This window comes from Pseudomonas sp. PAMC 29040 (assembly GCF_003994535.1).
Classification (GTDB): Bacteria; Pseudomonadota; Gammaproteobacteria; order Pseudomonadales; family Pseudomonadaceae; genus Aquipseudomonas; species Aquipseudomonas paraversuta.
Map to the genome: position 1 here is coordinate 79,934 of NZ_RZAA01000003.1, position 13,942 is coordinate 93,875.

Below are 13,942 nucleotides of genomic sequence, written 5' to 3' on the forward strand. Positions count from 1 at the left end.
CGGCCCGCGTTGGCGGACCGTTTTCAGGTGGGATACGCATCCTAGCGAGTTCGCCCGGTGATGAAAAGTGCCGCAACCACCCTTAGGCGACGGGCTGCAGCCTGCTTTCCTGCTGCAAGGCATAGCCCCATACCGCCAGTGCCAGAGTTGCCACCACCGCGCCGACGATCACAATGCCGTTCCAGCCATAGACCGAATAGGTCTGCGCCCCTACCAGAGAGCCCAGTGCGCCACCAATGAAATAGCAGGTGATGTAGCCGGCGTTGAGGCGATTGCGGGCGGCCGGGCGGACTTTAAACACCGCATTCTGGTTGCTGACGTGCACCAGTTGCACGGCAAAATCGAGCACAAGTACACCAATCAGCAGTGCAAGCAATGAGTGACCGGCAAACGCCATGGGCAACCAGCACGCCAGCAGGGCCAGCAAGCCGACGGTGGTGGCCAGTTGGCCTTTGCCGCGATCGGCCATGCGCCCGGCCCAGTTGGCGGCCACCGCCCCGACAGCGCCTGCCAGGCCGAACAGGCCAATGATCGCGTCCGAGTAGCTGTAGGGCGGCACGGCCAGCAAAAAGGCCAGCGGAGTCCAGAACAGGGCGAACAGCGAGAAGGTCAACAGGCCCAGGATCGAGCGCAGGCGCAGCACCGGTTCTTCGACAAACAGCTTGAACACCGACCCCAGCAGTTTCGGGTAGCTCAGGCCTGCGCTCTGGTGATGGTTGGGCAGCGCGCAAAACAGGGCGATGGCGCTGACGGTCATCAAGGCTGCAGCCACCAGATAAATGGTCCGCCAGTCACCCGCCGAAGACAGCGCCCCTGCTACGGTTCGGGCCAGCAATATCCCCAGCAGCAGGCCGCTCATCAAAGTACCCACTACCCGGCCCCGGCTCTGCGGGTCTGTCAGGCTGGCGGCCATTGGCACCAGCACCTGGGCGGAAACCGAAAACAGGCCGGTCATCGCCGTGCCGACCAGAAGCCAGGGCAGTGAAGGTGCGAATGCACTCAATAACAGGCCCAGGGCGCTGAGCACGGTCATGCTGACGATCAGGCGGCGTTGTTCGAACAGGTCGCCCAGCGGCACCAGCAACAACAGGCCGGCACCGTAGCTGAGTTGCGCGGTGATCACCACGGTGCCGGCGCTGCTCATGCTCAAGCCCAGTTGCTGGGCGATGGTGTGCAGCAAGGGCTGGGCGTAATAGTTACTGGCGACAGCCAGGCCGGTGGCGGTTGCCATCAACAGGATCAGGGCAGTGCTTAAAGGTTTGGTAGCAGCAGAAGAAGCGGACATTGACTGTCTCGTTGGCATGGGAAGACGATCAAGTATCGGGACTGCCTGTCATGGATGTCACTGAATATGTCCAGGATTTTGATTTTTAAACGACAAGGCACCTCAGTGAGGCAATGCTGTTCACTTCAAAAGCTGCTCTCTCAACTGCAGAAGCGAGCTTGCCTCGCGATGGTCTCGAAAGCGCCGTGTTTAATCGCTAAACACGCATTCCCGTTAACAATCATCGCGAGACAAGCTCGCTCCTGAACAGACAGGCGCCCCCTGAGGGGCTTGGTAGTTAGTTGCGACGGCCCAGCAGCAGGCCGACCACCAGCCCGAAGCCGGCCGAGATGGCCACGGTCTGCCACGGATGGCCGCCAATGTAATTTTCGGTGGCATCGACCACAGGTTTGGTGCGTTCACGCACGTTGCTCACCGAGTCGAGCGCCTGCTTGAGCTTGAGACCTACCTGGGCACGCAGGGTTTCGCCTTCCTCGCCGAGCAGGGACGCACTGTCCTTGAGCAGCTTTTCAGATTCGGTAATCAACAGTTGCAGCTCACTGAATGCCTGATCCTTGATTTGATCTTCAGCGGCTTGTACGGCGTTTTTTCGAGCCATTGCGGTACTCCTTGCAGGTGAAAAGAGAGATGAATAATGGAGTCAACCCAATGCTAAAAAGTTGCATCTGTTTTGGGGCCGATTGTGTGTCCGAGGTGAGAGCGTAGTCAAAAACCGGAGTAAGGCACTGCTTTGGAGGGTGTAAGATGTCGTCTAATTTACGCCGCAGGAAATTCCCATGAGCTTCAACCTCGCCAACAAACCCCTCGCTGAGCGTGCTGCGCTTGAAGATGAAAAGTCCCGTCTGTATGACCTTTGGCAGAGCAATCTGGGCAAGGCCAAAGGGGATGCGGCGCGTTTGTTCGGCGAGCGCGCCAAGCGCAAGGGCAAATGGGCTGAGTGGGTGCGTTCGGAGCTGGACGCGATGTCCCCGCCGGAATACGCCAACATGGTGCGCAGTGAAGTCAATCGCCTGATGGCCGCCAAGTAACGCCCGGCCGGGCTTTTGATCTTGATCTGCCGGCACCGCCACCCGGCCTCCCGTGACGGGCACCCGCGTCTCTGCGGATAACGAGTGGCAACAGTGCGGCGCTGCCTACTCGACCTCGCAGACAGTAAAGCCCTGGCTGACGCCGGCTATGTTGATGAGCACCTCATCCTCCGGCTGCTTGCCCAGTAACGCCGCGCCCAGCGGCGAACGCGGGGTGATGACGGTAACGGTTTGCCCGTCCTGGACAAGCTTGAGCCCCGCGGCATCCGGAGCGAGAAATAGCCATTGCCCGCTGCCGTTCCCGGCCTCCAGATTGACCAGCGCCCCCACTTCAATCCCTTGTGCGGGATTGAATGGCGCGAGCACCATCGCCTGGCAGTTTTTCAACGCCTGGCGGATTTCTTCAACCCGGCGCGCCTGGCCTGTCGCCAGATAGGACGCTTCAAGCCCCAGGGTGTCGTACTTGTTCTAGGCGATATTTTCCGCGTGGGTGGCGGCTTCATAGGCGGTTTGCGCTGCCCGCTGGAGCACATCAAGATCGATTTCGAGCTTTTCCAGCATCAACAGGTACACAGCGTTCTTGTTCATAAGGGGCGGTTTTTCACGGGGGTCATGACGGCAATCGGCGATTGTCGCACGAGTACCCGGCAGATTAATCCGCCTTAAGCCTTCTGTACGCGTCGAATAATGCGGACAATCAGCCCTTTGAATGTTGGAGCCCGGAATGAAAGCCTCCTGGGATATTTTTTGCAGTGTGGTCGATAACTACGGCGACATTGGGGTGACCTGGCGTCTGGCCCGGCAATTGGTGGCCGAACATCAGCAGTCGGTGCGGCTGTGGGTCGATGATCTGTCGGCATTCGTGCCGCTGTGCCCCGAGGCCGACGCCACGGCGGCGCAACAGATGCAGCAGGGGGTCGAGGTGCTTCGGTGGCCCGCGCAATGGCAGTCGGTGGACGTCGCCGATGTGGTGCTGGAGGCCTTTGCCTGCAAGCTGCCTGAAGACTATTTGCAGGCCATGAAAGCGCGGAAAAAGCCGGCGTTGTGGATCAATCTGGAGTATTTGAGCGCGGAAGACTGGGTCAGCGGCTGTCACGGTTTACCCTCCCTGCGCCCGGATGGCTTGAAACGGATGTTCTTTTTCCCCGGGTTTGGTGAAGGTACCGGCGGTCTGTTGCGTGAGGCCGATTTGCTCGCCCGCCGGCGCGCCTTTGAGCAGGACCCCCAGGCCAGACGGGCATTTTTGCAAGGGCTGGGGGTGTTTCCTGAAAGTAGCGCGCGGCTGGTTTCTTTGTTCGCCTATGAAAATGCCGGGCTGGCCAGTTGGCTGGACGCCATGGCCGCGGGCAGTGTGCCGACCCACCTGCTGGTGCCCCAGGGGCGAATCATGGGGGATTTGCTGCGCTGGCTCGAGGTCAATGAGCTGGCACCGGGCAGGGTCGAGCAGCGGGGAGCACTGAAAGTCCAGAGCTTGCCGTTCGTACGCCAGCAGGATTACGACCACCTGTTATGGAGTTGTGATTTCAATGCGGTGCGCGGTGAAGACTCGTTCGTCCGCGCGCAATGGGCCGGGCGGCCGCTGCTTTGGCATATCTATGAACAGGAAGAAGACGCACACTGGGTCAAGCTCAATGCCTTTCTGGACCTGTATGTAAAAGATCTTTCTGCGCCCGCCGCTCAAGCCTTTACCGGCTTGTGGCACGCCTGGAATGCCGGTTCAGACATGGCGCAAAGCTGGAATTTGCTGCTTGAACACTGGCCCGAGATCACTGCGCACGCTGAACGATGGTGTCTGCAACAGTCATTGCAAGCAGATCTTGCGCAAGCGCTAGTACTGTTTTATAGAAATTGGATATGATACGCGGCCTAGATTTTTGTAAATCTCATTCCAAATTCGGATACTCGCAATGAAAACTGGTAAAGAGCTTAAACCCGGTACAGTCATCAAGCTCGAAAACGACCCTTGGTTGGTTCAGAAAGCTGAATTCACCAAGTCCGGTCGTAACAGCGCAATCATGAAGACCAAGCTGAAAAACCTGCTGACCGGCTACAAGACTGAAATCGTATACAGCGCTGACGACAAGCTCGAAGACGTGATCCTGGATCGCAAAGAAGCGACCCTGTCCTTCATCAGCGGCGACACCTACACGTTCATGGACACCACTGACTACACCATGTACGAGCTGAACGCTGAAGACATCGAAGCCGTTCTGCCGTTCATCGAAGAAGGCATGACCGACGTTTGCGAAGCGATCTTCTTCGAAGAGCGTCTGGTTTCCGTAGAGCTGCCGACCACTATCGTGCGTCAGGTTGACTACACCGAAGGTTCCGCTCGCGGCGACACTTCGGGCAAGGTGATGAAGCCTGCCAAACTGAAAAACGGTACCGAACTGAGCGTTGCAGATTTCGTTGAAATCGGCGACTGGATCGAGATCGACACCCGTGACGGTGGCTCCTACAAGGGCCGCGCCAAGGTTTAAACCTGGCGTCAACCGTACGATGATAAAGCCCGGCCCCATGGCCGGGTTTTTTTTGGCCGGTCAAAAGCCCCGGTTTAGAGCTTTGCCGCGTGCAGGGGACTGGTTAGCATGGGCGCTTCTGAAGAGGGACCATAATGCTGACCGATTTTGCAATGTATACAGCCCTGGGTATTGCTCTGGGGGCGATGGGCGGGTTGTTCGGAATTGGCGGCGGCCTGATCGCAATTCCGGTTCTGGGCTTGTGGTTCGGCCTGGATCAGCAAATCGCGCAAGGCACCGCTTTGGTCATGTCGGTGCCCAATGTGTTTCTCGCGCTGTACCGTTATCACCAGCGCAATAAAATCGATCTGCGCCAGGCGTTGCCGTTGGTGTTGATGAGTTTTTGCTTCGCCTGGCTGGGCGCCATGCTCGCCGTTGGAGTGGATGCGCGGGTTATTCGCTGGGGGTTTATCGCCTTCTTGCTGGCAATTACCCTCTACAACCTGATCAAGCTGTATCGCTTGCCTGTAAAGCCGGTGGCCCGCTCAGGCCGTGGCTGGCCCTGGTTCGGAGTGCTGGGTGCGGTGGCGGGCACTACCGGGGGCTTGTTTGGGGTTGGCGGCGCAGTGGTGGCTGCGCCGGTTCTGACCAGCGTCTTTGGCACATCGCAAGTGGTGGCCCAGGGCTTGTCGCTGGCCCTGGCAGCGCCAAGTACCGCCGTTACGCTGTTGACCTACGCGGTGCATGACGAGGTCAACTGGATCATGGGTCTGCCGATGGCTGTGGGCGGGCTGTTGAGTATCAGTTGGGGAGTCAGGCTGGCTCACGCTCTGCCGGAACGCATGCTGCGCGGTTTGTACTGCGCCTTTTTGCTGCTGTGCGCGGGGCTGCTGGCGATTAAAGCTTAAAGCCTTCGACGATGTATTCGGCAAAGCACTCGATGATGGGCGAGGTCACGCTGTTGGGCTTGCGCAACAGCACAATGCTGGCTGAGGGCAATAGCGGCAGGTTTTCGGCCTCGCCAATAATCCGCAGATCGGGGGTCAGCAGGCTTTGCAACTGGGCGGTCACCGCCAGTCCGGTACTGACCACTGCGTTGATCGCTGCCAGGCTGGCGCTGGTATAGGCCACCCGGTATTCACGCTGCATGATATCCAGCGCATTGCAGGCCCAGGTCCGGCAGAAGCAGTCGGTATTGAACATTGCCAGTGGCAGCGGCGTTTGCTCGTGGGGCGAGAAGCCCTGGGCCACCATCCATACGAAGCGCTCCTGCCGCAGGATCTGGCCCACTTCGGTGCCGGGTTCGCGGGTCACGATAGTCAGGTCCAGATCATTGCGTTGCAGCAGTTGCACTGAGGGTTCGCAATGCACCTCGACGTTGATCAGCGGGTAATCCTGGGCAAAGCGAGACAGCACGCCGGGCAGAAAGCGCATGACGTAATCATCGGGTGAACCGATTTTGACCGTGCCCACCATATGCGGCTGACGCAGGGTATTGAACACCTCGCTGTGCAGTTTAAGGATTCTCCGTGCATAGCCGAGCAATACATGGCCTTCGGGAGTGAGGCTGACATTGCGCCCGTCGCGCTGGAACAACGCGCATTTGAGCACGTCGTCTTCGAGCCGTTTCATCTGCATGCTGACCGCCGACTGCGTGCGATTGACCACTTCGGCGGCGCGAGTAAACCCACCGTGATCGGCAATGGCGGCAAAGGTGCGCAACAGGTCGGTATCGATACTGGGGAATTCGGCCATTGATCAATCTCGCAGATGTGTCGCATAAGAAACATTCGTTGGATTGATCTTAAGCCCGGGCAGAAACTTGAGCCATCCCTACGGAGGTCTCAAGTGATGAAAGGTCAAAAAGGTTTTGTCTGGATCGCCCGGCCAGTCAGTCAGAAGTCCTGGGCGCAAAAGGTGATGGCTGTGATTGCCCGCTGGTACCAGCTGTCGCGCCAAAGGGCGCATCTGCGGCGGATCAGTGATGCGACGCTTAAAGATCTGGGGCTGAGCCGGGCGGATATTGAATCCGAAAGTCATCGGGCTTTTTGGGATGACCCGTTCAACAAATAAGCTTGCCGGTACAGGTGCAGAGCCCCTGTGGGAGCTGGCAAGCCGGCTCCCGCAGTTCGTGCACAAGTCAGGCGGTTCAGCGTTTGACCTGTTTCAGCGTCTCGGCAATCAGGAACGCCAGTTCCAGCGACTGGTCGGCGTTCATGCGCGGGTCGCAGTGGGTGTGGTAGCGGTCCGACAAACCGTCTTCGGTGATGGGCTTGGCCCCGCCAATGCACTCGGTGACGTTTTGCCCGGTCATCTCGATATGAATCCCGCCGGCATAGCTGCCTTCGGCTTCATGGACCTGGAAGAACTGCTTCACTTCGCCAAGAATCTGCGCAAAGTCGCGGGTCTTGTAGCCGCTGCTGGCCTTGATGGTGTTGGCGTGCATCGGGTCGCAACTCCACAGCACTTTCTTGCCTTCGCCTTCAACCGCACGGATCAGCTGCGGCAGGTGGTCGCCAACCTTGTTGGCGCCCATGCGCACGATCAGGTTGAGGCGGCCCGGGTCGTTGTCGGGGTTGAGGATGTCGATCAGGCGCAGCAGTTCTTCGGTATTCATGCTCGGGCCGACCTTGACCCCGATCGGGTTGTTGACCCCGCGCAGGAACTCGACGTGGGCACCGTCGAGCTGGCGCGTGCGGTCGCCGATCCACAGCATGTGCGCCGAGCAGTCGTAGTAATCGTTGGTCAGGCTGTCGCGCCGCACGAAGGCCTCTTCGTAGTTCAGCAACAGCGCTTCGTGGGCCGTAAAGAAGCTGGTTTCGCGCAGTTGCGGCGAGCTGTCCATGCCGCAGGCGCGCATAAAGGCCAGGGTTTCGTCGATGCGGTTGGCCAACTGGCTGTATTTCTCCGCCAGTGCCGAGTTGGCGATGAAGTCCAGGTTCCACTTGTGGACCTGATGCAGATCGGCAAACCCGCCCTGGGCAAAGGCGCGCAGCAGGTTCAGGGTGGCCGTGGACTGGTGGTAGGACTGCAGCAGGCGCTCCGGGTCGGGTACGCGGCTTTTTTCATCGAAGCCGATGCCGTTGACGATGTCGCCGCGATAGGCCGGCAGGGTCACGCCATTGATCGTTTCATCGTTGGCCGAGCGCGGTTTGGCGAATTGCCCTGCCATGCGCCCGACCTTGACCACCGGGCAGCCAGCAGCGAAGGTCATGACGATGGCCATCTGCAGCAGCACTTTGAAGGTGTCGCGAATCTTGGCCGCCGAAAACTCGGCAAAGCTTTCTGCGCAATCGCCACCCTGTAACAGGAACGCCCGACCTTCAGTGACCTCGGCAAACTGGCGGCGCAGTTCACGGGCTTCACCGGCAAACACCAGTGGCGGATAACTCGCCAGGCTTTGCTCCACGCGCAGCAGGTGAGCGGCGTCAGGGTAGCGGGGTTGTTGCTGGATCGGCAGGGCGCGCCAGCTGTCAGGGCTCCAGGGTTGGCTCATTGCAGACTCTAGTATTGGAAGGGGATGGCCCATGTTAGCAGCAATTAGTGCGTGACCTGTTGCGCCGCAATGGCCGACAATCGGCGCTTTCTGCTCGGCGCCGAGTGGTTGTTTTTTAGAGCGATGCCCGGGTTGTGCCGGGACGCGGCAAGGAGAGGAAATGTCTGAGGAGCGCGTTGAGCGTCTGCTCGCTGAAGTTCATGATGACTTCGGCATGATTCGGGTACTGGAGGTAGCCGACTACCGCTTCCTCGAGTTTGGCGATGCGATCGAGCAAAGCTGTGTTTTTACCGCTGACCCCAGCTGGCTGGAATACGACTACACCCGCGCCATGCTGATCGGCGCGCTGTGTCATGAGGCGCCTGAAAGCGCGCTGTTTCTGGGGCTTGGCGCCGGAACCCTGACCCAGGCCTGTCTCAAGTTTTTGCCCCTTGAAGATGTTGAAGCCATCGAGCTACGACCGGATGTACCGCGCCTGGCCATTGAATACCTGGGGCTGGACGATGACCCGCGGCTGTATATCCGCATCGGAGATGCCCTGGAGCTGCTGGACAGCGCGGAGCCTGCGGACCTGGTTTTCGTCGACCTCTACAACGATCTGGGGCCGGCTACCGGTCACCTGGCCTGGAAGTTTCTTGAAGACTGTCAGAAAAAACTGTCCGCCAATGGCTGGCTGGTGATCAATCAATGGGCGACCGATGACGGCAAGCCGCTGGGGGCCGCCTTGCTGCGCGGTTTGTATCACCGCCATTATTGGGAGCTGCCGGTGAAGGAGGGCAACGTCATCCTGCTGGTGCCGTCCGATCTGGATCAGACTCTGGATATCGACGCGCTCACCGCCCGGGCCCAGGCCCTGGCTCCGCGTCTGGGCTACTCGCTGGACTCGCTGATCAAGGCGATTCGCCCGGCCACCTGAGGTCCGGCGATGAAACGTTTTAGCGTTTGCCCCAGAAGGGGCAGGCGCCAGGGGATTTCACAAAGGCGAAAATATTGCCAAAGCCCGGTATGCAGAGGCATACAGACGAGTTGGTCTTAAAAAAACACTTCTTTTTTTTGATAAATCCGGTATAGTGCGCGCCGGCCTTTAGCCGGGCCACGTTTAGGTGTCGCATTTCCCGAAGCACGCTTCGGCTGCTCGTCCGTTTCGCGGACAACCCTGAACGCTCCATTCATTTAACGTTTTCGCAAATCCCCGCCGACAAAGCAGCCAGGGCGACTCTTGAGTCTTACACGGCATGCGCAGCTTTGGAGCATGGGTCTTTGCGGATGCACTTAGAGGCAGACCCATGACCCAGGAAACCGGCGGCTTCGCCGCTTTTAATCTTAATCCGAACATTCTTGCAGCTGTCATTGCGACTGGCTACGAAGAACCTTCGGCTATTCAGCAGCAATCGATCCCGATCATTATGGCCGGTCACGACATGATTGGTCAGGCGCAAACCGGTACGGGTAAAACCGCCGCGTTCGCCCTGCCGATCCTGCATCGCATCGATCCTGCTAAGCGCGAGCCGCAAGCCCTGATCCTGGCGCCAACCCGTGAGTTGGCGCTGCAAGTAGCAACCGCTTTCGAAACTTATGCCAAGCAAATGCCTGGCGTTACCGTTGTGGCCGTTTACGGCGGCGCCCCTATGGGTCCACAACTGAAAGCAATCCGTAATGGCGCACAGATTGTTGTCGCCACTCCGGGCCGTCTGTGCGACCACTTGCGTCGTGACGAAAAAGTATTGGCAACCGTGAACCACCTGGTTCTCGACGAAGCTGACGAAATGCTCAAGCTGGGCTTCATGGATGACCTTGAAGCGATCTTCAAGGCTTTGCCTGCTACCCGTCAGACCGTATTGTTCTCGGCTACCCTGCCGCAGTCGATCCGTGCCATTGCCGAACGCCATCTGCGCGATCCGCAACACGTAAAAATCCAGACCAAGACTCAGACCGTTACCGCGATCGAACAGGCTCACCTGTTGGTTCACGCTGACCAGAAGACCTCGGCTGTATTGAGCCTGCTGGAAGTCGAAGATTTCGACGCCCTGATCATGTTCGTACGTACCAAGCAAGCGACCCTGGATCTGGCAAGTGCCCTGGAAGCCAAAGGCTATAAAGCTGCTGCGCTGAACGGTGACATTGCTCAGAACCAACGTGAGCGCGTTATCGAATCCCTCAAGGATGGCCGTCTGGACATCGTTGTAGCGACCGACGTAGCGGCTCGTGGTCTTGATGTTCCACGTATCACTCACGTGTTCAACGTTGACATGCCTTACGATCCAGAGTCCTACGTTCACCGTATCGGCCGTACTGGCCGTGCAGGTCGCGAAGGTCGCGCGCTGTTGCTGGTAACTCCGCGTGAGCGCCGCATGCTGCAAGTGATCGAGCGTGTAACCGGTCAAAAGGTTGCTGAAGTCCGCCTGCCGGATGCTCAAGCTGTTCTCGATGCCCGCATCAAGAAGTTGACCAACAGCCTGACGCCACTGGTTGCTGACGCTGAATCGACCCACGGTGATCTGCTGGATCGCCTGATTGCCGATATCGGTTGCAGCCCGCGTGCTCTGGCCGCTGCCCTGTTGCGCAAAGCTACCAACGGTCAGGCTCTGACTTTGGCTGCGATCGAGCGCGACCGTCCACTGGTGCCGAACAGCGCACCGCGTGAGCGTTCGTCCGAGCGTACTGGTGACCGTCCGGATCGTGGTGATCGTGAGCGTCGTGCTCCGGTTCCATTGGCCGAAGGTCGTGCCCGTTGCCGTACTGCGCTGGGTGCGCGTGACGGTATCGCTGCCAAGAACCTGCTGGGCGCTATCCTCAACGAGGGTGGTCTGGCACGTGAAGCAATCGGTCGCATCCAGGTGCGTGACAGCTTCAGCCTGGTAGAACTGCCGGAAGTTGGTCTGGAAAGCTTGCTGGCCAAGCTCAAAGACACCCGCGTTGCCGGCAAGCAGCTCAAGCTGCGTCGCTACCGCGAAGATTAATCACTGCCTGGCTGTGATTGATCGCTAAAAAAATCCCCGACTGGTTCGGGGATTTTTTTTGCCTGCAAATTGAGGCGCGGGCGACATAAAACTCTATGGGCGGGTGTGCGTGGCCTCACCCGAACCGGTAAATATCCATCCCCAGTGCGCCCAGCGTCCAGCCCTGGTGGGCAATGCTGAAAGAGCCGCCTGCGCCGCGGGCGAAGTACAGCGGCAGAAGATGTTCGTCACTGGGATGATTTTTGGCGGCAAAAGGCGCCAGTTGCCGGTACTGGTGCAGGGCCGGTTGGTCATCGGCGGCAAGTTTTTCGATCATCCAGTCGCGAAAGGATTTGGCCCAGGGCTTTATGCTTTCCGGGCCCGCGTGCCAGTCCAGTTCGCGCAGGTTGTGGGTGATGCTGCCAGAGCCAATGATCAGGATGCCTTCGCTGCGCAAGGTTGCCAGTGCGCGGCCGATTTCAGTCAGGCCCCCAGGCCCGGGCTGACCGGGCAATGAAACCTGAACCACGGGAATATCGGCCTGCGGGTACATCAACGACAGCGGCACCCAGGCGCCATGGTCAAAGGGCCGCTGGGCGTCCAGCAGGGCAGGCAGGCCGTGCCCGGCGAGCAGTTCAACAATGCGTGCGGCCAGGGCGGGGTCGCCGGGGGCCGGGTATTGCACGGCATACAGTTCAGGCGGGAAACCACCGAAGTCATGCCATGTTTCTGGCGCAGGGTGGCTGGCTACCCTCAGGTCGCTGGTTTCCCAGTGTGCAGACACCAGAACAATGGCTTTGGGGCGGGGGAGTCCGGCTGCCAGACGTTTGAGTGCCGGGCCACTGGCACCAGGCTCGAGTGCCAGCATGGGAGAGCCGTGGGAGATAAACAGGCTGGGCAGCATGGCAGGGGTCCTCAGGGTTAAGATGAACCATCTTCAACCTGGTATTGATCTAAATCCAATATAAGTTTTAGTGCTTATTGATCGAATTTAAAGGTGAATCATGCAGCCCGAATTTTGGCACGACCGCTGGCAGCGTAATCAGATCGGTTTCCATCAGGAGCAAGTCAATTCCTACCTGCAGCGGCTGTGGCCCCGGCTTGAATTGCCCCGGGGCGCCCGGGTGCTGGTGCCTTTGTGCGGTAAAAGCCTGGATTTGAACTGGCTGGCGGCCAGTGGTTTCGAGGTTCTGGGTGTAGAGCTGTCGCAAACGGCCGTGGAGCAGTTTTTCAGCGAGCAGAGGGTCGCGCCACAGATCAGGCGGCAAGGCGGCTTCAAGGTGTACGAGGCTGGCCCGGTGAGCCTCTGGTGTGGCGACTTCTTTGCCTTGAGTGCGGCAGACGTGGCTGAGTGTGCGGGGTTGTATGACCGTGCGGCGATCATTGCCTTGCCGGCTGAAATGCGTGAGGCCTATGCCCGGCATCTGACGCAAATCCTGCCCCGGGGCTGCGAGGGACTGCTGATCAGCCTCGATTATCCCCAGGGAGAAATGCAGGGGCCGCCGTTCTCGGTGCCGGATGTCGAGATTCAGCAATTGCTGGTGCCTGCCTGGGACTTGCAGGTTATCGAGCAGTCCGATGTTCTGGAGCAGAACGGCAAGTTTCTCAAGGCCGGTGTTACCCGTCTGGTGGAGCGGGTCTACCGGCTACGCAAGAACGCTTGAATGGCGGGCACAAAAAAGGGCGACTCAACTCGCCCTTTTTCGTATTGCCGTGCTGTCAGCCGCGACGACGCAGAGCATCGATACGTTCTTCCAGTGGCGGGTGGCTCATGAACATCCGCGCCAGGCCTTGCTTGAGGCCGCCGTTAATGCCAAAAGCCGCCATGGTGTCAGGCATGTGTACCGGTAGTCCCTGTTCGGAGCGAAGGCGCTGCAGGGCACTGATCATGGCCGCCGTGCCTGCCAGTTGTGCACCGGCTTCGTCTGCCCGGAATTCACGCTTGCGCGAGAACCACATGACGATGGCGCTGGCAAGGAAGCCCAGTACCAATTCAGCGAAGATGGTCGCGACGTAGTAGGCAATGCCGCGGCCTTCGTCGTTCTTGAATACCACTTTGTCGACAAAGTTACCGATGATACGGGCGAAGAACATGACGAAGGTGTTCACCACGCCCTGCACCAATGCCAGGGTCACCATGTCTCCATTGGCGACGTGGCCGATTTCGTGGGCCAGTACGGCTTTTACTTCATCGGGTGAAAAGCGTTCCAGCAAACCCTGGCTGACCGCGACCAGCGCGTCGTTTTTATTCCAGCCAGTGGCAAAGGCGTTGGCCTCGTATGCCGGGAAAATACCCACTTCAGGCATCTTGATCCCTGCTTCGCGGGACAGTTGCTCAACGGTTTGCATCAGCCATTGTTCATGGCGGGTACGAGGCTGGGTAATCACCTGGGTGCTGGTGCTCATCTTCGCCATCCATTTGGAGATGAAGAGCGAGAACAAGGACCCTGCAAAACCAAAGACCGCACAGAATACCAACAGCTGACTGAGGTTCAGATCAACCCCGTTGGCCGCCATGAACCCGTCAAAGCCGAACAGGCTCAAGGTAATGCTGGCAATCAGCACGACCGCCAGGTTAGTGGCCAAAAACAGCAGAATGCGCATCATGGTTTAAAGAATCTCCTCGACTTAAAGGTATTGCCGTATGCGGGTATATAAGGTGCTGCCACAGGCTATTCAACCGGGCGACTATTTCAAACTGTGTCCTACGGCTTGATTTTAGTAACAAACCAGTC

The 13,942-nt window shown here is 58.8% G+C and carries 14 protein-coding genes and 1 pseudogene; 8 read left to right on the forward strand and 7 right to left on the reverse strand.

Annotated elements, in window-relative coordinates; genetic code table 11:
- Positions 1 to 82 precede the first annotated feature (82 nt).
- Positions 83 to 1,285: an MFS transporter gene (locus tag WG29040_RS05780; RefSeq protein ID WP_127195831.1), complete on the reverse strand. Its 1,203-nt coding sequence runs from the start codon at positions 1,283 to 1,285 to the stop codon at positions 83 to 85.
- A gap of 277 nt (positions 1,286 to 1,562) precedes the next feature.
- Complete coding sequence (locus tag WG29040_RS05785; RefSeq protein ID WP_003446552.1) at positions 1,563 to 1,883, reverse strand: YqjD family protein; 321 nt, start codon at positions 1,881 to 1,883, stop codon at positions 1,563 to 1,565.
- 178 nt (positions 1,884 to 2,061) lie between these two features.
- Between WG29040_RS05785 and WG29040_RS05790 the strand changes: the two genes are divergently transcribed.
- Positions 2,062 to 2,313 carry a hypothetical protein gene (locus WG29040_RS05790; RefSeq protein WP_003446553.1) on the forward strand — a complete coding sequence of 84 codons (252 nt, stop codon included), beginning with the start codon at positions 2,062 to 2,064 and terminating at the stop codon, positions 2,311 to 2,313.
- A 105-nt stretch (positions 2,314 to 2,418) separates the two neighbouring features.
- Here WG29040_RS05790 and WG29040_RS05795 read toward each other — a convergent pair.
- A pseudogene (locus tag WG29040_RS05795) lies at positions 2,419 to 2,901 on the reverse strand (transcription elongation factor GreAB).
- A 136-nt stretch (positions 2,902 to 3,037) separates the two neighbouring features.
- Here WG29040_RS05795 and earP point away from each other — a divergent pair.
- The 3 genes from earP to WG29040_RS05810 all read left to right on the forward strand — a co-directional run bounded on the left by earP (position 3,038) and on the right by WG29040_RS05810 (position 5,680).
- On the forward strand, positions 3,038 to 4,171 hold the full coding sequence (gene earP, locus WG29040_RS05800) for an elongation factor P maturation arginine rhamnosyltransferase EarP (RefSeq protein ID WP_127195832.1): 1,134 nt from the start codon (positions 3,038 to 3,040) through the stop codon (positions 4,169 to 4,171).
- Positions 4,172 to 4,220: 49 nt separating this feature from the next.
- Positions 4,221 to 4,793, forward strand: coding sequence for an elongation factor P (locus WG29040_RS05805; protein ID WP_003446557.1), 573 nt, complete (start codon positions 4,221 to 4,223; stop codon positions 4,791 to 4,793).
- 134 nt (positions 4,794 to 4,927) lie between these two features.
- The gene (locus WG29040_RS05810) at positions 4,928 to 5,680 is read left to right on the forward strand and encodes a sulfite exporter TauE/SafE family protein (RefSeq protein ID WP_003446559.1); all 753 of its coding nucleotides are present in this window, start codon (positions 4,928 to 4,930) and stop codon (positions 5,678 to 5,680) included.
- On the opposite strand, the gene WG29040_RS05815 is transcribed toward WG29040_RS05810, so the two are convergent.
- On the reverse strand, positions 5,670 to 6,527 hold the full coding sequence (locus WG29040_RS05815) for a LysR family transcriptional regulator (RefSeq protein ID WP_003446564.1): 858 nt from the start codon (positions 6,525 to 6,527) through the stop codon (positions 5,670 to 5,672). The two genes, WG29040_RS05810 and WG29040_RS05815, sit on opposite strands and share 11 nt — an antisense overlap.
- 96 nt (positions 6,528 to 6,623) lie before the next feature.
- Here WG29040_RS05815 and WG29040_RS05820 point away from each other — a divergent pair, with 96 nt between their 5' ends.
- Complete coding sequence (locus WG29040_RS05820) at positions 6,624 to 6,845, forward strand: DUF1127 domain-containing protein (protein ID WP_010656831.1); 222 nt, start codon at positions 6,624 to 6,626, stop codon at positions 6,843 to 6,845.
- A gap of 76 nt (positions 6,846 to 6,921) precedes the next feature.
- Here the strand turns inward: WG29040_RS05820 and WG29040_RS05825 are convergent, their stop codons facing one another.
- Positions 6,922 to 8,268: a class II 3-deoxy-7-phosphoheptulonate synthase gene (locus tag WG29040_RS05825; RefSeq protein WP_003446569.1), complete on the reverse strand. Its 1,347-nt coding sequence runs from the start codon at positions 8,266 to 8,268 to the stop codon at positions 6,922 to 6,924.
- A 160-nt stretch (positions 8,269 to 8,428) separates the two neighbouring features.
- Between WG29040_RS05825 and WG29040_RS05830 the strand changes: the two genes are divergently transcribed.
- Together WG29040_RS05830 and WG29040_RS05835 are read left to right on the forward strand one after the other, a co-directional pair.
- The gene (locus WG29040_RS05830; protein WP_127195833.1) at positions 8,429 to 9,184 is read left to right on the forward strand and encodes a spermidine synthase; all 756 of its coding nucleotides are present in this window, start codon (positions 8,429 to 8,431) and stop codon (positions 9,182 to 9,184) included.
- Between the two features lie 370 nt (positions 9,185 to 9,554).
- Positions 9,555 to 11,228, forward strand: a complete 1,674-nt coding sequence (locus WG29040_RS05835) for a DEAD/DEAH box helicase (RefSeq protein ID WP_003446572.1) — start codon at positions 9,555 to 9,557, stop codon at positions 11,226 to 11,228.
- Between the two features lie 115 nt (positions 11,229 to 11,343).
- On the opposite strand, the gene WG29040_RS05840 is transcribed toward WG29040_RS05835, so the two are convergent.
- Positions 11,344 to 12,111 (reverse strand): class III extradiol ring-cleavage dioxygenase, encoded by a 768-nt coding sequence (locus WG29040_RS05840; RefSeq protein WP_127195834.1) that lies wholly within the window; start codon positions 12,109 to 12,111, stop codon positions 11,344 to 11,346.
- 100 nt (positions 12,112 to 12,211) lie between these two features.
- On the opposite strand from WG29040_RS05840, the gene WG29040_RS05845 reads away from it, so the two are divergent.
- The gene (locus WG29040_RS05845; RefSeq protein WP_127195835.1) at positions 12,212 to 12,871 is read left to right on the forward strand and encodes a thiopurine S-methyltransferase; all 660 of its coding nucleotides are present in this window, start codon (positions 12,212 to 12,214) and stop codon (positions 12,869 to 12,871) included.
- Between the two features lie 55 nt (positions 12,872 to 12,926).
- Here the strand turns inward: WG29040_RS05845 and htpX are convergent, their stop codons facing one another.
- Complete coding sequence (gene htpX, locus WG29040_RS05850; protein ID WP_003446575.1) at positions 12,927 to 13,814, reverse strand: protease HtpX; 888 nt, start codon at positions 13,812 to 13,814, stop codon at positions 12,927 to 12,929.
- Positions 13,815 to 13,942: the final 128 nt, after the last annotated feature.